This is a genomic window from Mesorhizobium sp. M8A.F.Ca.ET.161.01.1.1 (assembly GCF_004792105.1).
Taxonomy (GTDB): Bacteria; Pseudomonadota; Alphaproteobacteria; order Rhizobiales; family Rhizobiaceae; genus Mesorhizobium.
Genome location: NZ_SRTD01000020.1, coordinates 23,124 through 50,036 on the forward strand (window position 1 = coordinate 23,124; position 26,913 = coordinate 50,036).

Here is a 26,913-nt window from a genome sequence, read left to right on the forward strand (position 1 = left end):
CTCCGCTTCCGCCGCCCCGAAATCGCCCCGTTCCTGTCTTTCCTTGCCAGAGCCGCGTTTCCCGTGGGAAGGAGTGTGGCATCTGGCGGCTTGGGGGTTGCAAAATGACTGACATTGGGGCTGGCGCCGCGCCGTCATTGATCAGGGCATCGCTCAGCCGCACCGGCAAATGGGCCGGCAGCATCGCCTTCATCGGCGGCGCCGTTTCCGACATCCTCAACCCGCTGGCGCCGTTTGCCGCCTATATCGCGCTGGTTGCCTCGATCGCGGCCGTGATCATCGCCATTGCCATCGTGCTCAGGCTGGTGCTGGCGGCCAAGGCGCTGCCGGCGCTGGTGTTCGCCACCAGTGCGGCGGCGGTTGCCGGCGGCGTCTACGCCGTGCAGAAGGAGACCAGTTCGCAGAACGGCATCATCGCCGGCCTGGTGCCGGCGGTCGCGCAACTGCAGAAGTCGATGGGCATCGTCGCCGAAAAGGTGGCCAGGATCGAGCAGACCGTCACGCAGACACAGAAAACCGTCGAAGAGGTCAAGAAATCGACCGACACGGCTGCGCAAAAAACCGATCAGATCGCCTCCGTCCAGCAGCAGCAGACGGCGCAAGGGGCGCAGACGCAAGAGACCGTCGAAGCGGTCAAGCAGACGACCGAGACGCTCGCCGCAGGCCAGCAGCAGCAAGTGGCCCAGGCCGAAAAGCTGCAGGCGACGACCGAACAGATCGCCGCCTCGATCGACACGATCGCCAAGGGGTTTGCCACCTTGGCCGCGCAAGGCGGCGCCATCGCCGAACCGAAACGGCCGGACGAATTCTACCACAATGCCCGTGTCTACGAGCTGTCGGGCGACATGCTCAACGCGCGGCGCTCCTACCTCGCCTTTGCCGGTTTCGATGTCGACGCCATCGACCCCTATACGCGCTTTGCCACGCTGCTGCGGGTCCAGGACGGCAAGGCGGGCGCCCGCGAAGTGTTCGGAGCACTGGCCGACAAGGGCAAGGCGCTGTCGATCAAGCTGGTGCATATCATGCAGTTCGACGACGCGCAGCGGCTCGACAAGCTCAGCGCCTTCATATCGGCCAATCCGGATTTCGCGCCGGCCTATTACCTCGAGGCGCAGGAGTTTTCGGAAGATCGCCTCGGCAGCCAGACGCTGGCCGACAAGCGCAGCGAAGCCCAGTCGCTGACCAAATTCGTCTCCTACGAAAAAGATGGCGGGCTGCTCAAATATTTCGTCGACCAGACCCAGCTTGCCGACTGGCTGGACCGCAGCCGCAGCCGGCTGGCGGCCCTTGGCGACGTCCTCGACCCCGCCCGCTTCGTGCCTTCGCTGACGCCGATGCGCTCCAACCAGGGCTGGTCGATGACCATTTCGCTGCCCGAGCCGGCAACCGCGATATCCTGGCGTCTTGGCGACACCGGCCCCTTCACCGACACCGGCCCGCTGGCGCTCAACGACCAGCGCACCGGCAAGCCGATGCCCAATCCGAGCTTTGAGCTGCCCGACAGCACGGCGGCGACCACCATCGCCATCAAATATCTCGACATCAGGGGGCGCGAGACCGGCCCGTTCGACATCCGCTTCGATCCGGATGCCGCCCTGCAGCAAGGCAACAAGCAGATCCTCGACCAGTTCTGGACGTCATGGATCGCCTTCGACGCCAGCGGCAATCATGGGCTGGTCTATTTCACGCAGATGCTGTCCTACCGCTGCGCCATCAAGGAGGTGCGTTACAGCCTGAATGGCGCCGTGCTCGACAAGGCGCTTGCCATGCCGCCCTGCAATGCCAAGGACCCCTACGCCATCCCCGATGATTTCCAGCCCTATTTCAAGGTTGCCGACAGCGTGAAATCGATGTCGGTGCAGGTGACCTATACCGACGGGACAAAATCGCCGGTGCGGGAATACAAGCGGCAGTAGGGCGGCACCTTTCGGCGTGTGGGAAGGCGGGCATAAATCTGATGCAAAATGCGCGCCCGCGCGCTTGCGCGGTGCGCCGAACCGGTTCTTCTTGGCACCCGTCAGATTCGGGTGAGAGCGCCATGGATACAGTTACGATCAAGGCCAAAGGCATTTCGGTTTCGCTCGGCCTCACGGTTGGCCACATCGCCGACATGAGCATCGAGAGCGGCGGGCGCCAATTGCGGCCACTGCACCGCGCGCCATGGGTCGACGCAAGCGAGACGCTGCCTCAAGACCTGCCGCAGGGCACCGTCCGGCTCTCCGGCGACTTTCTCTGCGCGCCTTTTTCGCGCAGCGATGTCGAGGAGGCGCCGCTGCATGGCTGGCCGGCCAACAGCGCCTGGGATGTGGTCGAAAGCGGCGCCACGGATGGCGGATGGCGCGCCGTCTTCCGGCTGCGCCACAAGGTGATGGGCGCCAGCGTCGACAAGATCTTCACGCTGCGCGACGACCATCCCTTCCTCTACCAGGAACACGTATTTTCCGGCGGCCATGGCGGGATCTCGGTCGCCCATCACCCGATGACGGCGATGAAAGGCGGCGGCAGGCTGGCTTTCTCGCCGAAGCGGTTTGCCGCCACGCCTGCCGATCCGCTGGAGCCGGATCCTGGACGTGGCCGCTTCATGCTGGCCTATCCCAGCCGGTCGTCCGACCTCGCGCATTTCCCCGCTGCCGGCGGCGGTACGCTGGATCTCACGGACTACCGCATGGAGGATCGGCGCGAGGATTTCCTCACCTTGGTCGAGGACGACCATCGCGGGCCTGGCTGGACCGCGCTTGCGCGTCAGGCCGAGGACGATCTGGTGCTGGTGCTGAAAAACCCGGCCGAACTGCCGGTCACCATGCTGTGGTTCAGCAATGGCGGGCGCGACTACGCGCCGTGGAGCGGCCGCCATCTCGGCGTGCTCGGCATCGAGGATGGGCGCACGGCGATTGGCCACGCCGCCTCGCTCGGCGACAACTGGCTGAAGCGCGAAGGCGTGGCGACGGCATTCGCGCTCGGCGAAGGCCGCCGCGTCTCGTTCCGCCATGTCATCGGTGCGTTGCCGCTGTCGGATGGCGAACCCCCACGAGAGATCACCACGGCGGATGGCCGCCTTCGGTTGGCCGGTTCCGCGGCATCGGAGGTCCCGTTCGACAGTGATTTCCTGCGCATCGGCCAGCCAGCGGCGACATAGTGCAACCCAGCCAACGGCAGGGTTTGAAATTTCCGCCAACTGCCGACAAGATGCGCCTGAAATCGTGCGGAAGGAGCCAAAATGTCTGAAATCGCCCACCTCGCCGCCACCATCTTCAAGCGCGCCGGCAAGGCCAAGCGCTTCATCGTCGCCATTGCCGGGCCGCCGGGCGCCGGCAAGTCGACACTATCGGCGGGCCTGCACGACCTTTTGCCGGAAGGCGCGGTGGAAGTCGTGCCCATGGACGGCTTCCACTTTGACGACATCGTGCTCGAGCGGCGCGGCCTGCGCGCGCGAAAGGGTGCGCCGGACACGTTCGACTTCGGCGGCTTCGAGACGCTTCTGAAACGCATCCGCGCCGGCGAGCCCGACATTGCCATTCCGGTCTTCGACCGCAGCATGGAATTGTCGCGCGCCGCCGCGGCGATCGTCGATGCCGAGACCAAATTCATCCTGGTCGAAGGCAATTACCTGCTGCTCGACGAGGAGCCGTGGTCGCGCCTTGCGCCACTGTTCGATTTCTCGATCTTCGTCGACGTACCGCGCAATGAACTCGAACGCCGCCTGATGGAACGTTGGCACGAGCATGGCCGTTCCGAAGCCGATGCGCGCGCCTGGATCGCCTCCAACGACATGCCCAACATCGAACGCGTGCTGGCACGACGCCGGGCGGCCGACCTGGTCATTGGTCAACCCGGGTTCGATTAACCCGGGTCAATCTGGATTAACCTGTTTAATTTTCAGTATTTTTCGACGGGAACCTTAAGACTTACAAGGCGTTATCCCGGTCAGGCAATCATGCCAGAAGAGGGATTCCGTCCGATGGCAACCAAGGCAAAAAAGCCCGTCAGGGGCAAGTCAGCCCAACCGAAAGCGACGCAATCGAAGGCCGGGGCTGGTCCAGCGGTCGCCCAGCGCTCAAAGGATGCCAAGCCGGCCTTCGGCAAGGCATCGCCCAAGAAAGTCGTGCCAGGCAGCGCGTCGAAGGTGACCGCGCCCAAAGCGGCAGCGAAGACCGCCCAGGCGAAGAAACCGGCCGCGGCCGGCGGCTCGAAGGTTCGCACGGCAGCCAACGTCGCGGCCGGAGCGGTCGTGGCCACGGCGCGGAGTGTCGCGTCTCTCGCCGCATCCGTCGTCGGCAAGGGCGGGTCCAAGGCGAAAGCAAAGTAGCGACGCGCTTCCCGGCGGGGGCAGATTCAGCTTCGCGCCGGGATGGTCAGGCCCTTCTGTACCGCCGGCCGCGCCAGGCCGCGCTCCAGCCACGCTGCCAGATTGGCAAAATCGTCGAAGCCGACCAGGTCGCGCGCCTCGTAGAAGCCAATCAGGTTGCGCACCCAGCCGAGCAGCGAGATGTCGGCGATGGTGTAGTCATTGTCCATGATCCACTTGCGGCCCTTCAGCCTGACGTCGAGAACGCCGAGCAGGCGGCGCGATTCGTCGCGGTAACGCTCCAGCGGCCGCTTGTCGGCGATCTCGCGGCCGGCGAATTTGTGGAAGAAACCGACCTGGCCGAACATCGGCCCGATCGCCGCCATCTGGAAGAAGACCCACTGGATCGTCTCGTAGCGCCGCGCCGCGTCAACGGGCATGAGCAGGCCGGTCTTCTCCGCCAGGTAGAGCAGGATGGCGCCGGATTCGAAAAGGCCGATCGGCGCGCTGTCCGGGCCGTCGGGATCGATGATCGCCGGGATCTTGCCATTGGGGTTGAGCGACAGGAATTCCGGCGTCCAGCTCTCGTTCTTGCCGATGTTGATCAGATGCGGCTCATAGGGCAGGCCGAGTTCCTCCAGCGCGATCGATATCTTCACTCCGTTCGGCGTCGTTGCCGAATAGAGCTGGATCTGGTCGGGATGCTTGGCAGGCCAACGGGTTGCGATCGGAAAGGCGGACAGGTCGGCCATCGAGAACTCCTGAGCGGGGGGATTCGCACCAAGCGGCGCGGTGTTGGCGGGTCGGCCAAGAATTAGGGCTGCGGTCGGGCCGGATCAATATGGCGGCGACGCTTTCACCGTGCATGGATAGTCAATCGATCGGATCGCCCGGGCGGATAGTAGCCGCCCGAACAGGTGGTGACCGCCCGGTACTAGATGGCCTTGAAGGCCAGCACCGCATTGGTGCCGCCGAAGGCAAAGCCATTGCTGATGGCGGCGCGCACCTTGCGCTCGCGCGCGACATTCGGCGTCACGTCGAGATCGCAGTCGGGATCGGCCTCGCGGTAATTCGCCGTTGGCGGCACGACGCCTTCGCGGATCGCCATGACGCAGGCGATCATCTCCAGCCCGCCCGAGGCGCCGAGGCAATGCGCGTGCATCGACTTGGTCGACGAGACGGAGAGCGCGCGGGCATGGTCGCCGAAGACGCGCTTGATCGCGAGGGTTTCGATCTGGTCGTTGGCCTTGGTGCCGGTGCCGTGCGCGTTGAGGTAGTCGACATCCTCGGGATTGAGGCCGGCATCGGCCAGGCAGAAGCGCATGGCGGCTTCCGGGCCCTCGACGGTCGGCGCGACGATATCGGAGGCGTCGGCCGAAAGGCCGGCGCCGGCGATCTCGGCCAAAATGGTGGCGCCGCGTGCCATCGCGTGGTCGTAGCTTTCCAGAACCGCCATGCCGGCGCCTTCGCCCAGCACTAGGCCCTGGCGGTCGGCCGAGAACGGCCTGCACGTGTCGGGCGACAGAACGCGCAGCGCCTCCCAGCCCTTCAGCACGCCCCACACCAGCGGCGCATCGGTGCCACCGGCCACCATGACGTCGGCGCGGCCGAGCCTGATCTGGTCGACCGCCGAGGCGATGGCATGATTGGCTGACGAACAGGCCGAAGTGACGCCGAACACCGGTCCGCGCAAACCCAGATGCATGCTGACCTGGCCGGCGGCCGCGCCCGGCATGACCCGGGGAACGGTGAAGATGCCGGCGCGATTCTTGCCCTCGATCAGGATGGCGCGATAGTTCTCCTCGACCGTCTCGAACCCGCAGACGCCGACACCGACAATGGTTCCCATCCGATAGGTATTGTCCGCATGCGGCACCAATCCGGACTGCCGCATGGCTTCCTTCGCCGCGATCACCGCCAGCAGGCTGAAGCGATCCATCGACACCAGTTGCTTGCGCTCGATGCCGTGATCCGGCAGTGCTTTGATCTCGCAGCCGGTCTTGACCTTCAGGTCGTGCAGGAAGGGATTGTCGATCGGGCCGATCGCCGATCGGCCGGCCCGCATCTCGGCCCAGATTGCCTGCGCGTCGGTGCCCAATCCGCACAGCCCGCCGATGCCGGTAATGACGACGCGCTTCAGCATTCGGTTAGGCTTTTTTCGCGATCAGCGCGCGAACGGCCTCGACCATGTCGCCGACATTCTTGAGATTGCTCCAGGCATCGACCGTGTTCATCTCGATTTCGATGCCATATTGCTCCTCGAGGTCGAAGATGATCTCGGTCAACTCCAGCGAATGGATGCCGAGCGCCGTCAATTCGGTAGTGGTGGTGATTTCCTCGCCGCCCGGCTCGGCATGGGCCTTGATCTTCTCGATGATGTCCGTTGCCAGCTGGTCAGCCATTCGGTTTCTTCCCCACTTGTCGTTTCCCGGCGCCAACTGAACAGCGCCTTCTTATCCTCGATATCAGGCCGCGATCTTCGCCTTATACCCCCGTCAAGCGTCGCCCGACCGTACCAAGGTGGTTCCCTCTATAGAAACGGAAACGCCATCAAGCAACAAGCTATATGTCGACAAAACCGCCACAGTGCTTAACCTGACGGCGTGGATACGATCGAAAATACGAAGTTATCAGGTCAACTGGCCCAGCGCGCGGCGGGCAAGGCGCAGCTTGGTTGCGCCAGCGTCGACGGCCGCACGCGGCTGCGGCGCCTCTATCAGGACGGCTCGGCCAAGATAAGGCTGCCGGCCGTTTCGGCCGGTCCGCTGGAGGCCGTCCTGATCAACACCGCCGGCGGGCTGACCGGCGGCGATCGCCTCGGTTGGGACGTGGATGTCGGCGCGGATGCCAGCGCCGCGATAACAACCCAGGCCTGCGAAAAAGTCTATCGCGCCGCATCGGACCATGCCGAAGTGCGGGTCAAGCTGACCGTCGGCGAGAACGGCAGCATCGCCTGGCTGCCGCAGGAAACCATCGTCTTCGACCGCGCCGCCTTTGCCCGCACGCTCGATGTCGAGCTTGCGGCCGGAGCCGAGGCGCTGGTGCTGGAAGCGGCCGTCTTCGGCCGCCTGGCCATGGGCGAACGTGCCGCGCAGGGCACTTTTCGCGATCGCTGGCGTATCCGGAGGCAAGGAGCCCTCATTCATGCCGAGGATTTCCGCATCGGACCTGCCATTGCCGACACACTGGCCCGTACGGCGATATCCGGTGGCGCGATCGCCGTGGCAACGCTGCTGCTGGTGTCGCCGCGAGCCGAGGCTCTGCTCGATCCGGTCCGGGAGATCATTGGCGACCGAGGTGGCGCCAGTGTCTGGACCGTGAAGACATCTGGCAAGCTTCTTGCGAGGCTCTACGCCGAGGACGGCTACCAGCTGCGCCAACGGCTGGTCCCGCTCGTCGGATTGCTCAACGGAAGGGCGGGGTTGCCCAAATTATGGTCACTGTGACTGTGTCCGCATCATTTCAGGAAGACGCATGAACCTGACGCCAAGGGAAAAGGACAAGCTGCTGATCGCCATGGCGGCGATCGTGGCGCGCAAGCGGCTGGAGCGCGGCGTCAAGCTCAACCATCCGGAAGCCATCGCGCTGATCACCGATTTCGTCGTCGAGGGCGCCCGCGATGGCCGCCCGGTGGCCGAACTGATGGAGGCCGGCGCCCATGTCGTCAGCCGCGCGCAGGTGATGCAAGGCATCGCCGAGATGATCCATGACGTGCAGGTGGAAGCGACCTTTCCCGATGGCACCAAGCTGGTGACCGTGCACGAACCGATCAGGTGAGGAGGCCGACATGCTTGAGCTGCGCCCGAACTGCGAATGCTGCGACAAGGACCTGCCACCGGAAGCCCGGGATGCGCGGATCTGCACCTTCGAGTGCACCTTCTGCGCCGGCTGTGTCGAAAACGTGCTTGGCGGCGTCTGCCCGAACTGCGGCGGCGATTTTACAGCCCGGCCGATCCGTCCCGCCGCGATGCTGAAGAAATATCCGGCTTCGACCAAACGCGTGCTCAAGGCCGAGGGCTGCGGTCCCCGCAGGGCCGCCTGACACCGCAAACGAAAGGCAAGTAAATGATCCCTGTCAAACGCCTGTGCCTCTCGGCGATCCTGCTCGTGGCGGCAGCCATGCCTGCCTACGCCCATGTCGGCATCGGCCCGACGTCCTCCCTCATGGCCGGCTTCACGCATCCATTGTCGGGCCTCGACCACATGACGGTGATGCTCGCTGTCGGCCTGTGGGCGGCCCTCAAGGGCGGCAAGGCGATCTGGGCCTGGCCGGCGGCGTTCGTCGGCATCATGCTGGCCGGCGCGGCCCTTGGCATGGCCCATCTGCCGTTGCCGTTCGTTGAGCCGGGCATACTGGCCTCGGTCGTGGCGCTCGGGCTGCTGGTCGCGCTGGCGGTCGATCTCCCCGTTTCGGCCGGTGTCGCTATCATCGGCCTGTTTGCGCTGTTTCACGGCCACGCCCATGGCACGGAAGTGCCGGAAAATGCCGGCGGGCTCGAATATATGGCCGGCTTTGCCATCGCCACCGTGCTGCTCCATGCCATAGGCATCGCCGCCGGGCTCGGCCGCGGCATGAGATTTCGTGGTGTGGCCCGCATCGTGGGTGCCGCCTGCGCGGCGATCGGCGTCGGCCTCGTTTTCGGCGTCGTGTGAGGTCCGATGATCCCCGGCGAAATCATCCCTGCCCAAGGCGACATCGAACTCAACAAGGGTCTGCCGACCGTCACCCTGAAAGTGGCCAACAGCGGCGACCGGCCGGTTCAGGTCGGCAGCCATTACCATTTCTTCGAAACCAATGAGGCGCTGACATTCGACCGCGAGAGCGCGCGCGGCATGCGCCTCGACATCGCCGCCGGCACCGCCACGCGCTTCGAGCCGGGGCAGGAACGCGACGTCACGCTGGTGCCGCTTGGCGGCAAGCGCGAGGTCTATGGATTCCAGCAGAAGGTGATGGGTAAGCTGTGAGGACGTCTCATGCGTGGCGCGCAAGGCCGGCGAGCGGCTTCAGGGCAGGCATGAACGCACGCGCTGCGCGTCACTCAGTCCGATGGCTTGGCGGCCGCGTAGATGACGATCTTTCCGGGATCGTCGAACTCCACGGCGAGAACGTCTTGCGCAAGCACGCGCCGCGACTCGATGGCGTTGAAGAGCAGGGCGTTGGCCTCGATCTCCTTGCGCAGCTCGGTAACATCGTCCTGATGCTGCCGGACCTTGTTCTCGATGACCGGCGGCGGGCCGCCTTCGCTGCGCGCCGCATCGGTCAGGAACACGATATCGACCTTGTCGAGCTTGGACGTCTTGCGCACCGTACTGATGTTTTCCCGCGTGCGGTCGATCGCCGAATTGACCTTTCCAATCTCGGCGGTCGTCTTGGCCTCTTCCTGGTTGACTTGCGAGCCGACGATGCGGTCGACGGTTTCCGGGCTCTGAAGGCCCTGCGCGTTCAGCGCGGCCTGGGGGAGGCCCACTGCCAGAAACGCAGCCGCTGCAATGGCATGCAGCCAACGGATATCGGGCAAGGTGGTATCGGTCATCGTTCACTTCCGCGGTTTGTTCCAACGCTCAGGAAACAAAACGACGCCAACCCTGCCACGGTTCCCTCTCCGATTCGGTGGGCGGACCGGATACCGGCCCGCCGCGCCGGGCCTTTAACTCGCCTTTTTGGTGATCAGGGTCAGCGCGCCGTTTGGCTCCATGCTGGCCGCGACCACCTGGGCCGAGGTCATTCCCTTGGCCTGGAGGGCGGACTTCACCTTGGGCGTGGCATCGATCGAGCTGCGCAGCTTCTGCAGGCCGGCATCGCCACGCTGGGTGATCACCTGGTTGACCTGCGTCTGGGTGTCCTTCGGCAACTCGCTGATGTCGACGATGTTGACGCTCTGAATCGCCGGCGCGGCCTGCTGGCCGCCGGGGGCGGCTGGGGCCGGCGCGGTCGGAGCGGGCTGTTGAGCAGGCTGCTGCTGGGCACTGGCGGCACCCGCCAGCATCAGGCTGGCGGCGGTTGCAAGAACTATCGTTTTGCGCATGGATTTTCCTTCCATCGGTTTGGCAAACGGTCGTTTTGGGGTGGCCTGCCAACCTCAACCGCCAAATGGGATCAGAAGGTGTCGCCCAGCGGGTCATTGCGTGACCATTGGGTGGCGGCAATGTGTAGCCGGGTTTCGACCATATCGCATTTCGGGAGCAATCGCTGATGGCCAGACTGAGCCGTGCCGCCTACGCCCAGATGTATGGCCCAACGGTCGGCGACAGAGTGCGGCTTGCCGACACGGAGCTGATCATCGAGGTCGAGAAGGATTTCACCATCCATGGCGAAGAGGTGAAATTCGGCGGCGGTAAGGTCATTCGCGACGGCATGGGCCAGAGCCAGGTTTCCCGTGCCCAAGGAGCGGTCGACACCGTCATCACCAACGCGCTGGTGATCGATGCCAGCGCCGGCATCTTCAAGGCCGACATCGGCCTCAGGGACGGTCGCATCGCCGCAATAGGCAAGGCCGGCAATCCCGACACTCAAGGCGGCGTCACCATCATCATCGGACCCGGCACCGAGATCATCGCCGGGGAAGGCAAGATCCTCACCGCCGGCGGCTTCGACGCGCATATCCACTTCATCTGCCCGCAGCAGATCGAGGAAGCACTGATGTCGGGCATCACTACCATGCTCGGCGGCGGCACCGGCCCGGCGCATGGCACGCTGGCCACCACCTGCACGCCCGGGCCATGGCACATGGCGCGCATGATCCAGTCCTTCGACGCCTTTCCGATGAATATCGGCCTGTCGGGCAAGGGCAACGCCTCTCTGCCGGCAGCGCTTGAGGAGATGGTGCTGGGCGGCGCCTGCTCGCTCAAGCTGCATGAGGACTGGGGCACGACGCCGGCGGCGATCGATTGCTGCCTGTCGGTCGCCGACGACCACGACGTGCAGGTCATGATCCACACCGATACGCTGAACGAATCCGGCTTTGTCGAGAACACTGTGGCGGCGATCAAGGGCCGCACCATCCATGCCTTCCACACCGAGGGCGCCGGTGGCGGCCACGCACCCGACATCATCAAGGTCTGCGGCCTACCCAACGTCATCCCGTCCTCGACCAATCCGACGCGGCCCTACACGGTCAACACCCTGGCCGAGCATCTCGACATGCTGATGGTCTGCCATCATCTGTCGCCATCGATTCCCGAGGACATCGCTTTTGCCGAAAGCCGCATCCGCAAGGAGACCATCGCTGCCGAGGACATACTGCACGACATCGGCGCCTTCTCGATCATCTCGTCGGACAGCCAGGCCATGGGCCGCGTCGGCGAGGTGGCGATCCGCACCTGGCAGACCGCCGACAAGATGAAGCGCCAGCGCGGGTCATTGCCGCAGGAGACCGGCGACAACGACAATTTCCGCGTCCGCCGCTACATCGCCAAATACACGATCAATCCTGCCATCGCCCATGGCCTGTCCAAGGACATCGGCTCGATCGCGGTCGGCAAACGCGCCGATCTGGTGCTATGGAACCCGGCCTTCTTCGGCGTCAAGCCGGACATGGTGCTGATCGGCGGCATGATCGCCGCCGCCCCGATGGGCGACCCCAACGCCTCGATCCCGACGCCGCAGCCAATGCACTACCGGCCGATGTTCGGCGCCTATGGCAAAGCCCGGACCAATTCGTCCGTGACCTTCGTTTCGAAAGCCGCGCTCGAGTCGGGGCTGCATGGCCGGCTCGGCGTCGACAAGCAGTTCGTCGCCGTGGAAAACACGCGCGGTGGTATCGGCAAGCATTCCATGGTGCTCAACGATGCCACACCGCATGTCGAGGTCGATCCCGAAACCTACGAGGTGCGCGCCGACGGCGAGCTGTTGACCTGCGAGCCGGCAACCGTGCTGCCGATGGCGCAGCGGTATTTTCTGTTTTGACGCGAAATCGGCGACCGCCTCAAGTGGTGCAAAATCCATTGCAGGGGAGGATTCCACACCGCAATATGCGGCCTCGAAAAGCCGTATTGTGATTAGGCATGGCCACCGAAATAGCCTCTCCCCACGACATCTTCCCGCATATTCGCATCGTCATGGGCATGGTGATCGGGCTCGGCGTCACTCGCCTTCTGTCGGGGCTGGCTCGCATCGTCCAGCATCCCGGCCAGTACCGGCTCTATCCCGTGCACCTCGCCTGGGTCGCCTCGGTGCTTCTGATGATGGTGCATTTCTGGTGGTGGGAGTTCGGCCTTTACGCCATCGAAACCTGGACCTTCGGCAAGTACCTGTTCATCATCTTCTACGCCATCACGCTGTTCCTGCTGTGCGCGCTGCTGTTTCCGGATTCGATGCTCGATTACACCAGCTACGAGGACTATTTTTACTCGCGCCGCGCCTGGTTCTTCGGCCTTCTGGCGGCGACTTATCTGCTCGATGTGATCGACACCCTGCTGAAAGGGCCGGAGCATTTCGCCCGCTTCGGCAACGAATATCTGTTCCGAACGCCGATCTTCGTCGCGCTCTGCATCGCCGCGATCCTGGTCCGCGACCGCCGCTTCCACATCGCCTTCGTCACGGCGGCGCTGATCTACCAGATATCGTTCATCCTGCGGCTCTTCGACACGATCGTATGACGCCAGCCGATGATCTAGAGTTTCGGGGAAAGGCAGGTTCAGCGATGTACAAGGCCATTGGATCGCGTGGGTCCCGGGTCAGCCGCGTCCTCTGGATGCTCGAGGAACTCGGGCAGCCCTATGAATTCGTCGAGGTCAAGCTCCGCTCGCCGGAAGCCTATGCGCTCAATCCGTCGGGCAAGGTGCCGATCCTCATCGACGGTGAGCTGATCGTGACGGATTCGGCGGCGATCTGCGTCTATCTCGCCGACAAGCACGCCGATAAAGGCATGGGTGCCAATCCGGGCCTTGCGGGCCGTGCCGAGATGGATTCCTGGATGCATTTTGCCCAGAGCGAATTCGAGGCGCCGCTGTGGAACAAATTGCGCCATCGCTTCCTCTTACCCAGGGAAGTGCGGGTCGAGGTCGGCCCCGCGGCGGCCTATGATTTCGCTACGGAGCTCAAGGCACTGGATCGCCGGCTCGGCGACAAACCGTTCGCACTCGGCGACCGGTTTTCCGCCGTCGACGTGCTGCTCGGCGATATGGGCGGCTGGGCCCGAGCCGGCCGCTTCCCGATCGAATCCGACCGCGTCAACGCCTATTTCGACCGCGTGCTGGGCCGCCCAGCCCGCGCCCGTGCCCAAGCCAATGCATCGGCCCGAAAATCGGAATCGGTTTTCGGAAAGCACGATGCATAGATTCAAACATGTTAGAGCGTCCTTTGCGCGTCCAAGGGGACGCGCGGCGCTCTAATGGCGGAGCCATGAAATGAAGCTCAACCTCAACACCGACTTCACCAAATTTCCGCGCGCCGTCTCGGTGCTGCCTGCCGGCACGGCCGCGGCCACCGTGCCTTCCGGCCGTGCGGTCCTCGCCCATGACGAGCGGCATCTGCGCCGCCGCGCCATCGAACTTGCCGACGGCGGCAAGGTGCTGGTCGACCTGCCCGAGCCCGTTGCCCTGAACGACGGCGACCGGCTGGTGCTGGAGGACGGCGGTCATATCGAGATTATCGCGGCGCCCGAAGAGGTCTATGACATCCGCGCCCGCGACGCCGTGCATCTGACCGAACTCGCCTGGCATATCGGCAACCGCCACCTCGCCGCCGGCATCGAGGCGCACCGTATCCTCATCCTGCGCGACCATGTCATCAAGGCGATGCTGGAGGGGCTCGGCGCCACGGTGCGCGACGTCTCGGAGCCGTTCAAGCCGGTGCGCGGCGCCTATTCCGGCGGGCATGGCCATGCCCACGCCGAGGCGCACAGCCATGGCCACGGCGAATCCCATTCGCACAGCCATGCATCACGATCATCATCATGACTGACCAGCCCTCCGGCATCGCCCTGCTGCGGCTGATGGCATGGCTGTCGCCGGCCTTTCCGGTCGGCGGCTTTGCCTACAGCCATGGTCTGGAGCGCGCGGTGCATGACGGGTTGGTGGCCGATGCCGCCGGCCTTGCCAGCTGGCTGGAGACACTGGTCGAGATGGGCTCCGGCTGGAACGATGCCGTGCTGTTCGCCGAGAGCTGGCGCCGCGCCCGCGAAGGCGGCGATCCGGCCGAGGTCGCCGCGCTGGCCGAGGCACTGGCCGGCTCGCGCGAACGCCACGCCGAGGCCATGCTGCAAGGTGCGGCCTTCCTTAAAGCGGCCGGCGCCTGGCCCAATTCCGTGCTGGAGCGCTTGCCGGCCGAATGCGCCTATTGCGTCGCTGTCGGCGCCGTCGCCGGGGGCAATGGCATTGCGCTGCAGGACGCGCTGTCCGCCTTCCTGCAAGCCTTCTTTTCCAACCTCGTCCAGGCCGCGATCCGGCTCGGCGTCATCGGTCAGAACGAAGCCACCGCGCTGCTTGCCGGCTTCGAGCCGCTGGCGCTCTCGACGGCGGCGCGCGCGTCCCGCTCGACATCGGACGATCTCGGCGGCTGCGCCTTCGTCTCCGACGTCATGGCGATGAAGCACGAAACCCAGTATTCGCGATTGTTCCGCTCATGATCCTACTCGCCTTCGTCCTCTCATTCGTCCTGCTGCTGATCACGGCACTGCATGTCTATTGGGGCATCGGCGGCATCTGGCCGGGCAGGGATGCCGCGTCCTGCGCCCATGCCGTCGTCGGTTTTCGCGGCGTCGACGAAATGCCGACACCGATCGCCAGTTTCGCCGTTGCCGCCTGCCTTGGCCTGGCGACGCTCTGGCCGCTGGCGCTCATCGGGTTCTTCGCCTCGCCCTTTCCCAAGGAGGGCCTTGCCGCCACGTCGATGCTGATCGGTCTGGTGTTCCTGGGGCGTGGCATTGCCGGTTTCACGCCCTGGTGGCGCCGGCTGGCGCCGCAACAGCCTTTCGCGTGGCTCGATACCAGTCTCTATTCGCCGCTGTGCCTGCTGATCGGGCTCGGCTTCGCGGCTCTTGCCATTATGGAGTTTCCGATATGACACAAGCTAACGGTCCTCTTCGCATCGGCATTGGCGGCCCCGTCGGTTCCGGCAAGACGACGCTCACCGAAAAACTCTGCAAGGCGCTGCGCGACGAGTTTTCCATCGCCGTCGTCACCAACGACATCTACACCAGGGAAGACGCCATGATGCTGGTCCGGCTGCAGGCGCTGCCGGAGGACCGCATCGTCGGCGTCGAAACCGGCGGCTGCCCGCACACCGCCATCCGCGAGGACGCCTCGATCAATTTGCAGGCGATCGCCGAACTGAACCGCAAATTCCCCGATCTCGACATCATCTTCATCGAATCCGGCGGCGACAACCTGGCCGCCACCTTCTCGCCGGACCTTGCCGACCTGACGCTCTATGTCATCTCGGTCTGCCAGGGCGAGGAGATTCCGAGAAAGGGCGGCCCGGCGATCACCCGTTCCGATTTCCTCATCATCAACAAGAGCGACCTCGCGCCCTATGTGAACGTCAATCTCGATGTCATGGAGAGCGACGCCGGCCGCATGCGCGGCAAGCGGCCGTTCGGCTTCACCGATCTTTCACGCGGCAAGGGCCTGCGGGAGGTGATCGATTTTATCGTCGAGCACGGCGGACTGCGGACCATTGGCGCCGCAAGCACCGCGGCATAGCTGGCCGTCTGCACCAAGCGAAAGCGGTTGCGGGCACCAGCGGAGCGCGGCATTCTTGCCGAAACCGGAGGAATTTTAGCATGAGCATTGCCCGCCTGCAGAAGGAAAAGCTGACCAACCTGCCCTTCTACGAAGAGCGCGTCGATCTCGCCTGCGCCTTCCGCTGGACGGCGCGGCTCAACATGCACGAAGCGGTGGCCAACCATTTCTCGCTGGCCATCAACGACGACGGCACCAGGTTCCTGATGAACCCCAACCAGGTGCATTTCTCACGCGTCAAGGCGAGCGACCTGATCGAGATCGACGCCAACGACCCCGACACGCTTTCGGGGCCTAATGCACCCGACCCGACGGCATGGGGCTTGCACGGCGCCGTCCATCGCAACGTACCGCACGCGCGCTGCGTCATGCATGTCCATTCGATCCACGCCACCGTGCTGGCCTCGCTGGCCGACTCGACGCTGCCGCCGATCGACCAGAATTCGGCAATGTTCTTCAACCGCCATGTCGTTGACGCGCACTATGGCGGGCTGGCCTTCGAGGAAGAGGGCGAACGCTGCTCGCAGCTTCTCGCTGACCCCAAGGTCAAGGTGATGGTGATGGGCAACCATGGCGTGCTGGTCATCGGCGACACCGTCGCCGACGCCTTCAACCGCATGTTCTATTTCGAGCGCGCCGCCGAGACCTACATCAAGGCGCTGTGGACCGGTCGCCCGCTGCGCACGCTCTCCGACGCGATCGCCGAGAAGGCGGCGAGCGAGATGGACGACTATCCCGGCCAGGCCGAGCGTCACCTCGCCGAGTTGAAGGCGATCCTCGACGAGCAGGAGCCGGTGTACCGGAATTAAGCGATCATTTCGCAACGCCGGTAATTGGCGAAACCGTCAGCACCGCCACTTTCTCCCCGTCACTATACGGGGAGAAATGTCCGGCAGGACAATGAGGGGCGGCACCAAGGTCTCAGAAATCAGAACCTGCACGCCGACGTTTTGCCAAGTCAGCGCTGCCCCTCATCCGCCTGCCGGCACCTTCTCCCCGTATAGTGACGGGGGAGAAGGAGGCTACTCACAGCCCGAGCTGAGCCCGCAATTCCCCGGCGCTGTTGATGACGATGGCGCCGGGCGGTCCTTCCATCGGCTTTTCAGGCCAGAAGATGGTCTTCATTCCCGCCGCCAGCCCCGCCATGGCGCCCGGCCAGCTGTCGTCGACCGCGACGGCGTGCGCGGGATCGACGTCGGCCAGATAGGCGGCGCGCAAGAAAGGCTCGGCGTGCGGCTTGCCGTCGCGCACGTCGTTGCGGCTGATCGTCTTCATGCCGGGATAGGTGAGGCCGACCATGCGCAGATTGGCGTCGACGATCATCCGGTCCGAATTGGACACCACCGCCTGCTGCACGCCGAGCGCGTGCAGTTCGTGGAAGACCTCGATAGCGCCTGGGCGCGGCTTCAGCCCTTCGACCAGCGGCAGGTAATGCTCATATTTGTGAACGATCCACTCGTCGAAGGGCAGTCGCAGCCCGAACTCGTCGCGCATCATTTCGTAGACCGGCCAGGCGGCGACGCCCAGCACGCGCTCATGCAGATCGTCAGGCGGCGTCAGGCCGGCATTGCGCATCGCTGCAATGAGGGCTGCCTCATGCAGCGGTTCGCTGTCGACCAGCGTGCCGTCCATGTCCCAGAAAACCGCCTTCGGTGTCATGCAGCGCTCCTTTTTGCGATCCCTTAAAGGGTTTGCGGCGGGAGATAAACCTTTGGCGGCCATAGAACATGCCTTCAAAGCGAAACGGAACCGGCCGCGTTTTCTCCGACCGGGTATTGGCCGAGAAACCTCCGCTGTATCAGCGTAGGCATTTGCTCTTGAGATTGACAATTGCGCAGGCGGCCATTCCCTGCGAAACTGATACGGATCGCCTGATGATCGGCGGGTTTCGGGAGGCAGGACGTGAATAGCCGGCAGGATGGCGGCAGCAACAGGCTGGACGACGCGGCGCGCGCCGGCTGGCTCTATTATGTTGCCGGCAACACACAGGACCAGATCGCCGCCACGCTCGGCATATCGAGGCAGACGGCGCAGCGGCTGGTGTCGCTGGCGGTGTCGGAAGGCTTGATCAAGGTCCGCGTCGATCATCCGATCGCCAACTGCCTGGACCTTGCCGCGCGGCTGAAATCACGCTTCGCGCTCGACCTTGTCGAGGTGGTGCCGAGCGATCCCAACTCATCCTCCACCACCATCGGCATCGCCGAAGCGGCCGCCGCCGAGATCGAACGGCGGCTGCGGTCGCCGACACCGATCGTCATGGGCATCGGCACCGGACGCACGCTGAAGGCGGCGATCGAACAATTGCCGCCGATGGAATGCCCGCAGCATAAGGTGGTGTCCTTGACCGGCAACATCTCGCCGGACGGTTCGGCCGCCTTCTACAACGTCATCTTCACCATGGCCGACAGGGTCAAGGCGCGGTCCTTCCCGATGCCGCTGCCGGTCATCGCCTCCTCGCCGCAGGAGCGCGAAATGCTGCTCAACCAGCCGATGATCCAGCCGACGCTGGCGCTTGCCGCCGAGGCCGATGTCACCTTCATCGGCATTGGCGACCTCGGCCCGAAGGCGCCGCTCTACGAGGACGGCTTCATTTCCGAAAGCGAGCTGAAAGCCTTGCAGAAGGCGGGCGGCGTCGCCGAAATCGTCGGCTGGGTGTTCGATCGCGAGGGCCGCATGATCGAAGGCATCACCAATGACCGGGTGTCGTCGGCGGCGCTGCCGTCGCGCGAGAAGTCGCTGGTCATCGCGCTCGCCATGGGCGAGCGTAAGCTGCCGGGAATCCTGGCGGCCGTGAACCGGCGGCTGGTCAACGGGCTCATCACCGACGAGCGGACGGCGACCGCCCTGCTGGCCGGTATTTGACGGCTTCCTGATAAAGCCAGGAAGGCTATTGGTGCCGGCCGAAAGGGTCGTTGCCGTCGAGAAAACCGAGGTCGCGCTGCAGATGGGGCGACAGGTCCCTGATGTCGAGATGCGCCTTTTTTCGGGGCGCGAACCAGCCGAATCCGTCCACCAACCACGAAATCCAGCGATGATCGGGAGCGGGAGTGCATTTTTGCTGCGTCATGGTCATGATCGTCAACCTTCGCTATCCTGAACCCGAATGACGGGTTGAGGATGAATGTCGGCCTTGCCGGCCGCCTTTGCCAATCGAACGTCGATAACGACCCATAAGGAGGCTTTATGCCTGACCTCAGCGCGCCGCAGGTTTCGCAACTGCCGCCATTGCAGGCGATCCGGGTGTTCGAGGCGGTGGCGCGGCATCTTTCTTTCACCAAGGCCGCCGGGGAACTCGCCATGACGCAAGCCGCGGTCAGCTACCAGATCAAGGTGCTGGAGGAGCGCGTCGGCGCGCCGCTGTTCCTGCGCCGGCCGCGACAGATCGAACTGACCGAAGCGGGCCAGCGCCTAGCGCCGGCTGTCAGCGAGGCCTTTGCCATCCTCAGCCAGGCCTATGCCGCCGCGCGCGGCGGCGCGGACGGGCTGCTATGTGTCACCACGGTGCTGACCTTTGCCTCGAATTGGCTGGCGCATCATCTGGGCGCGTTCCAGATCGCGCATCCGTCGCTTGCCGTGCGGCTCGAGACGTCGAGCCGGCTGACGGATTTCTCCCGCGAGGACGTCGACCTCGCCATTCGTTCTGGCGGCGGCAAATGGCCCGGGCTGGAAGCCCACAAGCTGCTCGATGCCGATTTCACGCCGATGCTGAGCCCGAAGCTCGCGGCGAGCATCGGCGGCATCAACGAACCGGCCGATCTGCTCAAGCTGCCGATCCTCGATCCCAGCGATATCTGGTGGACGCAATGGTTCGAGGCCGCCGGCGTGCACAGCCACGACCTTGCCAGGCGGCCCGGCAGCAGCATGGGCGCGCAAGCCTATGAAGCCAACGCGGCCATATCGGGCCATGGCGTGGCCATCCTGACCCGGGCCCTGTTCAAGGCCGAACTCGCCGACGGCCGCCTGATCCAGCCGTTCGACCTGGTCGGCGACGACGGCCACGCCTACTGGTTGGTCTATCCGGAAGCCCGCCGCAACGTGCCCAAGATCCGCGCCTTCCGCGATTGGCTGCTGGCCGAGATCGCCTGCTGACCGGTTCGTCGCGCCCGCTTCGATCCTGGACCCCTTCCTGTCCCGTTGCCTGATATCCGGCACGCGCGCGGCTCGTCGTCTCCAACTTCCATCCGTCGGCGGTCCATCGGCAAGCCCGGTGCTGCGCTGCAGCATCGAATCCGGCTTGACATAATTCACACTTAGTGAGTAATTGCTCACAGCCAAGGCAAATGCTCATCTTGGTCCATGGGAGGAATTTGATGAAACTTCGTACGCTCATCCTGGGCTTGTGCTCGGCCAGCGCGCTGGCTTTCGCCGCACATGCCGAATCCATCACCATCGCCACCGTCAACAATGGCGATATGGTCCGCATGCAGAAGCTGACCGACGACTTCACCAAGGCCAACCCCGACATCCAGCTCAACTGGGTCACGCTCGAAGAGAACGTGCTGCGCGAGCGTGTCACCACCGACATCGCCACCAAGGGCGGCCAGTATGACGTGATGACCATCGGCACCTACGAGGTTCCGATCTGGGCCAAGCAGAGCTGGCTGCTGCCGCTCGACAAGCTCGGCGACGACTACGACGCCAAGGACATCATCCCGGCCATCGCCGGCGGCCTCTCGGTCGACGGCAAGCTCTATGCCGCGCCGTTCTACGGCGAAAGCTCCTTCGTCATGTACCGCAAGGACCTGATGGAGAAGGCTGGGCTGAAGATGCCCGATGCGCCGACCTGGGACTTCATCAAACAGGCCGCCGACAAGATGACCGACCGCGCCAATGGCGTGAACGGCGTCTGCCTGCGCGGCAAGGCCGGCTGGGGCGAGAACATGGCCTTCCTGACCGCCATGTCGAACTCGTTCGGCGCCCGCTGGTTCGACGAGAACTGGAAGCCGCAGTTCGACCAGCCCGAGTGGAAGAAGACGCTGCAGTTCTATGTCGACCTGATGAAGGCCGACGGCCCCGAAGGCGCGTCCTCCAACGGCTTCAACGAAAACCTGGCGCTCTTCCAGCAGGGCAAGTGCGGCATGTGGATCGACGCCACAGTCGCGGCTTCCTTCGTCTCCGACCCGAAGAACTCGACCGTCGCCGACAAGGTCGGTTACGCCTTGGCGCCTGACAACGGCCTTGGCAAGCGCGGCAACTGGCTATGGGCGTGGTCGCTGGCGATCCCCGCCGGCACGCAGAAGGCCGACGCTGCCGAGAAGTTCGTCTCCTGGGCGACCAGCAAGCACTATGCGGAGCTCGTCGCGTCGAAGGAAGGCTGGGCCAACGTACCTCCGGGCACGCGCTCCTCGCTTTATGCGAACGCCGAGTACCAGAAGGCGGCTCCGTTCGCCAAGATGACACTGGACTCCATCAACGCCGCCGACCCGACGCATCCGACCGTCAAGCCGGTGCCCTATGTCGGCGTGCAGTTCGTCGCCATCCCTGAATTCCAGGGCCTTGGCACAACCGTCGGCCAGCTCTTCTCGGCGGCACTTGCCGGTCAGTCGAGCGTCGACGATGCGTTGAAGCAGGCCCAGGACGCCGCGACCGCGGCGATGACCGAGGGCGGTTATATCAAGTAAGGCTCCTCCCGGTGCCGAATGCCGGTCACCTCCTCGACCGGCAACGGCCGCCCGAAACCCAGTTCGGGCGGCCGCCTTTCCAACGCCTGTGAAAATTCAGTCTGATCCTTGAAGGGTGACCGTCATGGCTACTCAGCAGACCCGTTCGCTTGCCCGATTCATGATGGCGCCATCCGTGGTGCTGCTGCTGGTCTGGATGGTTGTTCCGCTCGCTCTCACGCTGTGGTTCTCCTTCCAGCAGTACAACCCGCTCAATCCGGTTCGCGATGGCTTCGTCGGCCTCTCGAACTACGCGCTGTTCTATTCCAACCCGGCTTTCCTGCAGTCGATCCTCAACACGCTGGTCCTGGTGGTCAGCGTGCTGCTGATCACGGTGATCGGCGGCATCCTGCTGGCACTGCTCATCGATCAGCCGATGTGGGGCCAAGGGATCGTGCGCATCCTCGTCATCTCGCCGTTCTTCGTCATGCCGCCGGTCGCCGCTCTGGTGTGGAAGAACATGATCATGCACCCGCAATATGGCGTCTTCGCCGACATAGCGCGCTTCTTCGGGGCGCAACCGATCGACTGGTTCGGGCAGCATCCTATGACGGCGATCATCATCATCGTCGCCTGGCAATGGCTGCCTTTCGCGACATTGATCCTGCTGACCGCGCTGCAATCGCTCGACGGCGAGCAGAAGGAAGCCGCCGAGATGGACGGCGCCGGCTTCATCAGCCGCTTCATCTATCTGACGCTGCCGCACATGTCGCGAGCGATCACCGTGGTCATCCTGATCCAGACGATCTTCCTGCTCTCCGTCTATGCCGAGATCCTGGTCACCACCAATGGCGGCCCCGGCTATGCCTCCACCAACCTGCCCTTCCTCGTCTACCAGAAGGCGCTGCTGGAGTTCAAAATCGGCCAGGCATCCGCGGGCGGTGTGATCGCCGTCATTCTCGCCAACATCGTCGCCTTCTTCGCCATGCGCGCCGTCGGCAAGAACCTGGACAAGTAAGGGAGGACAAGATGGCACGCGCAGTCACCACCCAGCACAAGACCATCGCGACGGCAGCCGCCTGGATCGTCGCCCTGCTGATCTTCTTTCCGATCCTGTACACGATCATCACCTCGTTCAAGTCGGAACAGGAGGCGATCCAGGGCTTCAACCTGATCCCGTCGGGAACCTTCGAAAGCTATTCCGAGGTCCAAGCGCAGAGCGGCTATTTCAAGTTCTTCTTCAACTCGGTGCTGCTCTCGGTCGGCTCGACCGTCCTGGCCCTGCTCGTCGCCATTCCGGCGGCATGGTCGATGGCCTTCTCGCCGACCAAGCGGACCAAGGACATCCTGATGTGGATGCTGTCCACCAAGATGATGCCGGCGGTCGCGGTGCTGTTTCCGATCTACCTGATCTTCCGCGACACCGGTCTGCTCGACAGCCGCATCGGCCTGATGGTCATGCTGATGCTGATCAACCTGCCGATCGTGATCTGGATGCTCTACACCTATTTCCGCGAGATCCCCGGCGAGATCCTGGAAGCGGCCCGCATGGACGGCGCCTCGCTGTGGAACGAGATCATCTATGTGCTGACGCCGATGGCGGTGCCGGGCATCGCCTCGACGATGCTGCTCAACATCATCCTGGCCTGGAACGAGGCATTCTGGACGATCCGGCTGACGACCACGGAAGCAGCACCGCTTACCGCCTTCATCAGCTCCTTCTCCAGCCCGCAAGGCCTATTCTGGGCCAAGCTTTCGGCGGCCTCGACGCTGGCCATCGCACCGATCCTGATCATGGGCTGGTTCAGCCAGAAGCAGCTGGTACGAGGCCTGACCTTTGGTGCGGTGAAGTAACGGAAATTGCCTGAAGCAATCGGCGAAAAATAGCTCTCGGGGAGGAAACCATGGGAAACATCACGCTCAAGAACGTCTCCAAATCCTTTGGATCGACGTCCATCATCCCCGGTCTCGACCTGGTGATCGAGAATGGTGAGTTCGTCGTCTTCGTCGGCCCGTCGGGCTGCGGCAAGTCGACATTGCTGAGGCTGATCGCCGGCCTGGAAGACACCAGCGGCGGCACCATCAACATCGATGGCCGTGACGTAACCGGCGAGGCGCCGGCCAAGCGCAAGCTCGCCATGGTGTTCCAATCCTATGCGCTCTACCCGCATATGACGGTTGCCAAGAACATCGCCTTCCCATTGAAGATGGCGGGCGAGGATCAGGCGACCATCGACAGGAAGGTGAAGGACGCGGCGCGCGTCTTGAACCTCACCAACTATCTCGAACGCCGTCCCGGCCAGCTCTCCGGCGGCCAGCGCCAGCGCGTCGCCATCGGCCGCGCCATCGTGCGCCAGCCCTCGGCCTTCCTGTTCGACGAGCCCTTGTCCAACCTCGACGCGGCACTGCGCGGCACAATGCGGCTCGAAATCAGCGAGCTGCACCATCAGCTCAAGACGACGATGATCTACGTCACCCACGACCAGGTCGAGGCCATGACCATGGCCGACAAGATCGTCGTGCTCAACGCCGGCAACATCGAGCAGGTCGGCTCGCCGATGGAGCTCTACAAGACGCCGCGCAACCTGTTCGTCGCCGGCTTCATCGGTTCGCCGAAGATGAACCTGATCGAGGGCGCACCGGCCGCCAAATATGGCGCCAAGACGATCGGCATCCGGCCTGAACATATGCAGATCTCGACCACGGCGGGCGACTGGAAGGCCGCCGTCGGCGTGGCCGAGCATCTGGGTTCCGACACGTTCCTGCACGTCCAGGCCGATGGTGTCGGGCCGCTGACGGTGCGCGCAGACGGCGAACTGGCGGTCCGCCATGGCGACACCATCTATCTCACGCCCGACCAAGCCAAGCTGCACCGCTTCGGCCCCGACGGCAAGGCGATGGCCCAGTGAGGATGGAGCGGTGAGGATGGAGCGGTGAGGCTGACAGGCAAATCGGCGCTGATCACGGGGTCGGCGCGCGGCATCGGCAGAGCCTTCGCCGAAGCCTATGTGCGCGAAGGCGCCACCGTGGCGATTGCCGATATCAACCTCGACGCAGCACGCAAGACCGCGGCTGAAATCGGTGACCACGCCTATGCGCTAAAGCTTGACGTCACCGATCAGGCATCCATCGATGCCGCGGTCAAGGCGGTGGAGAGCAGGACCGGCGGCCTCGATATCCTGATCAACAACGCCGCTCTGTTCGACCTGGCGCCGATCGTGGAGATCTCGAGGGCGAGCTACGAAAAGCTGTTTTCCGTCAATGTCGCCGGCACGCTGTTCATGTTGCAGGCAGCCGCCCGGTCGATGATCGCGCGGGGCAAGGGCGGCAGGATCATCAACATGGCGAGCCAGGCCGGGCGTCGCGGCGAACCGCTGGTCGCGGTCTATTGCGCCACCAAGGCCGCGGTCATCTCGCTGACGCAGTCAGCCGGACTCGACCTGATCAAACACCGCATCAATGTCAACGGCATCGCGCCCGGCGTCGTCGACAGCGACATGTGGGACGAGGTCGATGCCTTGTTCGCCAAATACGAGAACCGGCCGAAAGGCGAAAAGAAACGGCTGGTCGGCGAGGGCGTACCGTACGGCCGCATGGGCAAGCCGGAAGACCTCGCGGGCATGGCCGTGTTCCTCGCCAGCGACGAGGCCGAATACATCGTCGCCCAGACCTACAATGTCGATGGCGGCCAATGGATGAGTTGAGGGGGAAGGCGCTTCTCTCATTTCCTCCAGAGAAGTGCCGAGGGGCGGTGAGGGGCAGCATACTGGAACATCAGGTGCGGCCCCTCATCCTCGCCCTCCCGAAGGAGGCGAAACAGTCGGGCTGCAAATCGGCCAAAGGGTAAAGCAGATGACCGTGAAACTCTCTTCCTCGAGCCTCGCCACGCTTCCGTCCAAGGTCGCAGGTCCGAACTATGACCGGTCGGCGTTGAAAGCCGGCATCGTGCATTTCGGTGTCGGCAATTTCCACCGCTCGCATCAGGCCGTCTATCTCGACGACCTGTTCGGTCAGGGCATCGGCCATGATTGGGCGCTGGTCGGCGCCGGCGTGTTCGACGGCGAGAAGATCGGCCGCGGCAAGCTCGAAGAGCAGGACTGGCTGACCACCGTGGTCGAGCAGGACGAAGGCCACATGAGCGCCCGCGTCACCGGCGCGATGATCGATTTCCTGATGCCGGGCGATGCCGCCGCCATCATCGAGCGGCTGGCCGATCCGGCGATCAGGATCGTATCGCTGACCATCACTGAAGGCGGCTATTTCATCGATCCGGCCTCCGGAGTCTTCAATCCGACTCATCCTGATATTGTCGCCGACGCGCAGCCGGGCGCCACACCAAAGACCGTGTTCGGCATCATCCTGGCTGGCCTCCTGCGCCGCCGTCAGGACGGCATCGTGCCGTTCACCGTCATGTCCTGCGACAACATTCCCCATAACGGCCATGTCACGTCGGACGGTGTGATCGGCCTTGCCCGCCTGATCGACGAGGACCTGGCGAGCTGGGTCAGCGACCACGTCGCCTTCCCGAACGCCATGGTCGATCGGATCACGCCGGCGACCAGCGACCGCGAGCGCAAGATCCTCGCCGACGATTTCGGCCTCGAAGACAATTGGCCGGTGTTCTGCGAGCCATTCCGGCAATGGGTGCTGGAAGACCATTTCACCGATGGCCGCCCGCCGCTGGAAAAGGTCGGCGTGCAGTTCGTCAGGGAGGTCGCCCCTTACGAGCTCATGAAGATCCGCATCCTCAATGGCGGCCACGCCACCATTGCTTATCCGGCCGGGCTGATGGACATCCATTTCGTCCATGAGGCGATGCAGGAGCCGCTGGTGCGCGGCTTCCTCGACAAGCTCGAGCATGACGAGATCATCCCGACCGTGCCGCCCGTGCCGGACACGGTGCTGGAAGACTACTACCAGCTCATCGAGAAGCGCTTCTCCAATCCCAAGATCGGCGACACAGTGCGCCGGCTCTGCCTCGACGGCTCCAACCGCCAGCCGAAATTCATCATCCCGACCATCGCGGACCGGCTGAAGGCGGGCAAAGGCGTTACCGGACTGGCGCTGGAATCGGCGCTGTGGTGCCGCTACTGCTTCGGAACGACGGACAGCGGCGCCGTCATCGAACCCAACGACCCGAGCTGGGATCGGATGCAGGCAACGGCAAAGGCGGCAAAGGCCGCGCCTGCCGCCTGGCTTGCGATGGACGACATCTATGGCGATGTCGGCCGCGCCACCGCCTTCGTCGAGGCCTTCGCCCACGCGCTCAACGTGCTCTGGGCCAATGGCACGCGCGCCACGCTGACGCGCTACATCGCCGGCAAGCTCTGAGAGCCAGCCGGCACC

31 protein-coding genes and 1 pseudogene are annotated in these 26,913 nt (G+C 64.1%); 25 read left to right on the top strand and 7 right to left on the bottom strand.

Translation table 11 applies throughout. The features are described 5' to 3' along the window. Nucleotides 1-104 precede the first annotated feature (104 nt). The 4 genes from EN804_RS30005 (at nucleotide 105) to EN804_RS30020 (ending at nucleotide 4,306) form a co-directional block, all read left to right on the top strand. Nucleotides 105-1,916, top strand: coding sequence for a methyl-accepting chemotaxis protein (locus tag EN804_RS30005; protein ID WP_135921937.1), 1,812 nt, complete (start codon nucleotides 105-107; stop codon nucleotides 1,914-1,916). 122 nt (nucleotides 1,917-2,038) lie between these two features. Next, nucleotides 2,039-3,136 (top strand): hypothetical protein, encoded by a 1,098-nt coding sequence (locus tag EN804_RS30010; protein WP_135921938.1) that lies wholly within the window; start codon nucleotides 2,039-2,041, stop codon nucleotides 3,134-3,136. A gap of 81 nt (nucleotides 3,137-3,217) precedes the next feature. Beyond that, nucleotides 3,218-3,844, top strand: a complete 627-nt coding sequence (locus tag EN804_RS30015; RefSeq protein WP_135882679.1) for a nucleoside triphosphate hydrolase — start codon at nucleotides 3,218-3,220, stop codon at nucleotides 3,842-3,844. Between the two features lie 114 nt (nucleotides 3,845-3,958). After that, nucleotides 3,959-4,306 carry a hypothetical protein gene (locus EN804_RS30020; protein ID WP_127871246.1) on the top strand — a complete coding sequence of 116 codons (348 nt, stop codon included), beginning with the start codon at nucleotides 3,959-3,961 and terminating at the stop codon, nucleotides 4,304-4,306. A 26-nt stretch (nucleotides 4,307-4,332) separates the two neighbouring features. On the opposite strand, the gene EN804_RS30025 is transcribed toward EN804_RS30020, so the two are convergent. From EN804_RS30025 to EN804_RS30035, 3 genes are all read right to left on the bottom strand, one after another. Next, nucleotides 4,333-5,037 (bottom strand): glutathione S-transferase N-terminal domain-containing protein, encoded by a 705-nt coding sequence (locus EN804_RS30025; RefSeq protein WP_135921939.1) that lies wholly within the window; start codon nucleotides 5,035-5,037, stop codon nucleotides 4,333-4,335. A 182-nt stretch (nucleotides 5,038-5,219) separates the two neighbouring features. Beyond that, a complete protein-coding gene (locus EN804_RS30030) occupies nucleotides 5,220-6,428 on the bottom strand; it encodes a beta-ketoacyl-[acyl-carrier-protein] synthase family protein (protein ID WP_127275259.1) in 1,209 nt (402 codons plus the stop codon). 4 nt (nucleotides 6,429-6,432) lie between these two features. Then, nucleotides 6,433-6,687, bottom strand: coding sequence for an acyl carrier protein (locus EN804_RS30035; RefSeq protein ID WP_027145432.1), 255 nt, complete (start codon nucleotides 6,685-6,687; stop codon nucleotides 6,433-6,435). Between the two features lie 201 nt (nucleotides 6,688-6,888). On the opposite strand from EN804_RS30035, the gene EN804_RS30040 reads away from it, so the two are divergent. Genes EN804_RS30040 through EN804_RS30060 form a run of 5 tightly spaced genes read left to right on the top strand, consistent with a single transcriptional unit; the run spans nucleotide 6,889 to nucleotide 9,250 of the window. Beyond that, nucleotides 6,889-7,731: an urease accessory protein UreD gene (locus EN804_RS30040; protein WP_127871248.1), complete on the top strand. Its 843-nt coding sequence runs from the start codon at nucleotides 6,889-6,891 to the stop codon at nucleotides 7,729-7,731. A 28-nt stretch (nucleotides 7,732-7,759) separates the two neighbouring features. Continuing rightward, a complete protein-coding gene (locus tag EN804_RS30045; protein WP_127275256.1) occupies nucleotides 7,760-8,062 on the top strand; it encodes an urease subunit gamma in 303 nt (100 codons plus the stop codon). Between the two features lie 10 nt (nucleotides 8,063-8,072). Further along, a complete protein-coding gene (locus tag EN804_RS30050; protein WP_127275255.1) occupies nucleotides 8,073-8,327 on the top strand; it encodes a DUF1272 domain-containing protein in 255 nt (84 codons plus the stop codon). Nucleotides 8,328-8,350: 23 nt separating this feature from the next. Next, nucleotides 8,351-8,938 (top strand): HupE/UreJ family protein, encoded by a 588-nt coding sequence (locus EN804_RS30055; RefSeq protein WP_127275254.1) that lies wholly within the window; start codon nucleotides 8,351-8,353, stop codon nucleotides 8,936-8,938. Between the two features lie 6 nt (nucleotides 8,939-8,944). Further along, nucleotides 8,945-9,250 (top strand): urease subunit beta, encoded by a 306-nt coding sequence (locus tag EN804_RS30060; protein ID WP_127275253.1) that lies wholly within the window; start codon nucleotides 8,945-8,947, stop codon nucleotides 9,248-9,250. 74 nt (nucleotides 9,251-9,324) lie between these two features. Here the strand turns inward: EN804_RS30060 and EN804_RS30065 are convergent, their stop codons facing one another. Both EN804_RS30065 and EN804_RS30070 read right to left on the bottom strand, forming a co-directional pair. After that, nucleotides 9,325-9,819: a hypothetical protein gene (locus EN804_RS30065; RefSeq protein WP_127275252.1), complete on the bottom strand. Its 495-nt coding sequence runs from the start codon at nucleotides 9,817-9,819 to the stop codon at nucleotides 9,325-9,327. A 114-nt stretch (nucleotides 9,820-9,933) separates the two neighbouring features. Further along, nucleotides 9,934-10,311, bottom strand: coding sequence for a hypothetical protein (locus EN804_RS30070; RefSeq protein WP_127275251.1), 378 nt, complete (start codon nucleotides 10,309-10,311; stop codon nucleotides 9,934-9,936). Nucleotides 10,312-10,475: 164 nt separating this feature from the next. Here EN804_RS30070 and ureC point away from each other — a divergent pair, with 164 nt between their 5' ends. The 8 genes and pseudogenes from ureC to EN804_RS30110 all read left to right on the top strand — a co-directional run bounded on the left by ureC (nucleotide 10,476) and on the right by EN804_RS30110 (nucleotide 16,776). Next, nucleotides 10,476-12,191, top strand: a complete 1,716-nt coding sequence (ureC, locus tag EN804_RS30075; protein ID WP_189522215.1) for an urease subunit alpha — start codon at nucleotides 10,476-10,478, stop codon at nucleotides 12,189-12,191. Nucleotides 12,192-12,289: 98 nt separating this feature from the next. Next, nucleotides 12,290-12,883 carry a hypothetical protein gene (locus EN804_RS30080; protein WP_135862646.1) on the top strand — a complete coding sequence of 198 codons (594 nt, stop codon included), beginning with the start codon at nucleotides 12,290-12,292 and terminating at the stop codon, nucleotides 12,881-12,883. A gap of 44 nt (nucleotides 12,884-12,927) precedes the next feature. Continuing rightward, complete coding sequence (locus EN804_RS30085) at nucleotides 12,928-13,563, top strand: glutathione S-transferase family protein (protein WP_127275248.1); 636 nt, start codon at nucleotides 12,928-12,930, stop codon at nucleotides 13,561-13,563. Nucleotides 13,564-13,633: 70 nt separating this feature from the next. After that, a pseudogene (locus tag EN804_RS30090) lies at nucleotides 13,634-14,189 on the top strand (urease accessory protein UreE). Beyond that, nucleotides 14,182-14,853 carry an urease accessory protein UreF gene (locus EN804_RS30095; protein ID WP_127275246.1) on the top strand — a complete coding sequence of 224 codons (672 nt, stop codon included), beginning with the start codon at nucleotides 14,182-14,184 and terminating at the stop codon, nucleotides 14,851-14,853. The pseudogene EN804_RS30090 and the gene EN804_RS30095 overlap by 8 nt, the downstream one beginning before the upstream one ends. Beyond that, complete coding sequence (locus EN804_RS30100) at nucleotides 14,850-15,290, top strand: DUF3995 domain-containing protein (RefSeq protein ID WP_127275245.1); 441 nt, start codon at nucleotides 14,850-14,852, stop codon at nucleotides 15,288-15,290. The genes EN804_RS30095 and EN804_RS30100 overlap by 4 nt, the downstream gene beginning before the upstream one ends. Beyond that, nucleotides 15,287-15,928, top strand: a complete 642-nt coding sequence (ureG, locus tag EN804_RS30105) for an urease accessory protein UreG (RefSeq protein WP_127275244.1) — start codon at nucleotides 15,287-15,289, stop codon at nucleotides 15,926-15,928. Before EN804_RS30100 ends, ureG begins: the two co-directional genes overlap by 4 nt. A gap of 80 nt (nucleotides 15,929-16,008) precedes the next feature. Continuing rightward, on the top strand, nucleotides 16,009-16,776 hold the full coding sequence (locus EN804_RS30110) for a class II aldolase and adducin N-terminal domain-containing protein (RefSeq protein ID WP_127275243.1): 768 nt from the start codon (nucleotides 16,009-16,011) through the stop codon (nucleotides 16,774-16,776). Between the two features lie 217 nt (nucleotides 16,777-16,993). Here the strand turns inward: EN804_RS30110 and EN804_RS30115 are convergent, their stop codons facing one another. Further along, complete coding sequence (locus EN804_RS30115) at nucleotides 16,994-17,626, bottom strand: HAD family phosphatase (protein ID WP_127275242.1); 633 nt, start codon at nucleotides 17,624-17,626, stop codon at nucleotides 16,994-16,996. Between the two features lie 243 nt (nucleotides 17,627-17,869). Here EN804_RS30115 and EN804_RS30120 point away from each other — a divergent pair, with 243 nt between their 5' ends. Continuing rightward, nucleotides 17,870-18,829 carry a sugar-binding transcriptional regulator gene (locus EN804_RS30120; RefSeq protein WP_127275241.1) on the top strand — a complete coding sequence of 320 codons (960 nt, stop codon included), beginning with the start codon at nucleotides 17,870-17,872 and terminating at the stop codon, nucleotides 18,827-18,829. A gap of 25 nt (nucleotides 18,830-18,854) precedes the next feature. On the opposite strand, the gene EN804_RS30125 is transcribed toward EN804_RS30120, so the two are convergent. Then, nucleotides 18,855-19,040, bottom strand: coding sequence for a hypothetical protein (locus EN804_RS30125; RefSeq protein ID WP_127275240.1), 186 nt, complete (start codon nucleotides 19,038-19,040; stop codon nucleotides 18,855-18,857). Nucleotides 19,041-19,150: 110 nt separating this feature from the next. Between EN804_RS30125 and gcvA the strand changes: the two genes are divergently transcribed. The 7 genes from gcvA (at nucleotide 19,151) to EN804_RS30160 (ending at nucleotide 26,898) form a co-directional block, all read left to right on the top strand. Next, nucleotides 19,151-20,056 (top strand): transcriptional regulator GcvA, encoded by a 906-nt coding sequence (gene gcvA, locus EN804_RS30130; RefSeq protein WP_127275239.1) that lies wholly within the window; start codon nucleotides 19,151-19,153, stop codon nucleotides 20,054-20,056. 221 nt (nucleotides 20,057-20,277) lie between these two features. Next, nucleotides 20,278-21,588 (top strand): sugar ABC transporter substrate-binding protein, encoded by a 1,311-nt coding sequence (locus EN804_RS30135; RefSeq protein WP_127871260.1) that lies wholly within the window; start codon nucleotides 20,278-20,280, stop codon nucleotides 21,586-21,588. 124 nt (nucleotides 21,589-21,712) lie between these two features. Further along, nucleotides 21,713-22,585 carry a sugar ABC transporter permease gene (locus EN804_RS30140; protein WP_127275237.1) on the top strand — a complete coding sequence of 291 codons (873 nt, stop codon included), beginning with the start codon at nucleotides 21,713-21,715 and terminating at the stop codon, nucleotides 22,583-22,585. A gap of 11 nt (nucleotides 22,586-22,596) precedes the next feature. After that, nucleotides 22,597-23,421, top strand: a complete 825-nt coding sequence (locus tag EN804_RS30145) for a carbohydrate ABC transporter permease (RefSeq protein ID WP_127275236.1) — start codon at nucleotides 22,597-22,599, stop codon at nucleotides 23,419-23,421. Nucleotides 23,422-23,471: 50 nt separating this feature from the next. After that, the gene (locus EN804_RS30150; protein WP_127275235.1) at nucleotides 23,472-24,476 is read left to right on the top strand and encodes an ABC transporter ATP-binding protein; all 1,005 of its coding nucleotides are present in this window, start codon (nucleotides 23,472-23,474) and stop codon (nucleotides 24,474-24,476) included. A gap of 24 nt (nucleotides 24,477-24,500) precedes the next feature. Beyond that, the gene (locus EN804_RS30155) at nucleotides 24,501-25,271 is read left to right on the top strand and encodes an L-iditol 2-dehydrogenase (RefSeq protein WP_127275234.1); all 771 of its coding nucleotides are present in this window, start codon (nucleotides 24,501-24,503) and stop codon (nucleotides 25,269-25,271) included. A 148-nt stretch (nucleotides 25,272-25,419) separates the two neighbouring features. Further along, nucleotides 25,420-26,898 (top strand): mannitol dehydrogenase family protein, encoded by a 1,479-nt coding sequence (locus EN804_RS30160; RefSeq protein ID WP_135921940.1) that lies wholly within the window; start codon nucleotides 25,420-25,422, stop codon nucleotides 26,896-26,898. The last annotated feature ends 15 nt before the right edge of the window (nucleotides 26,899-26,913 follow it).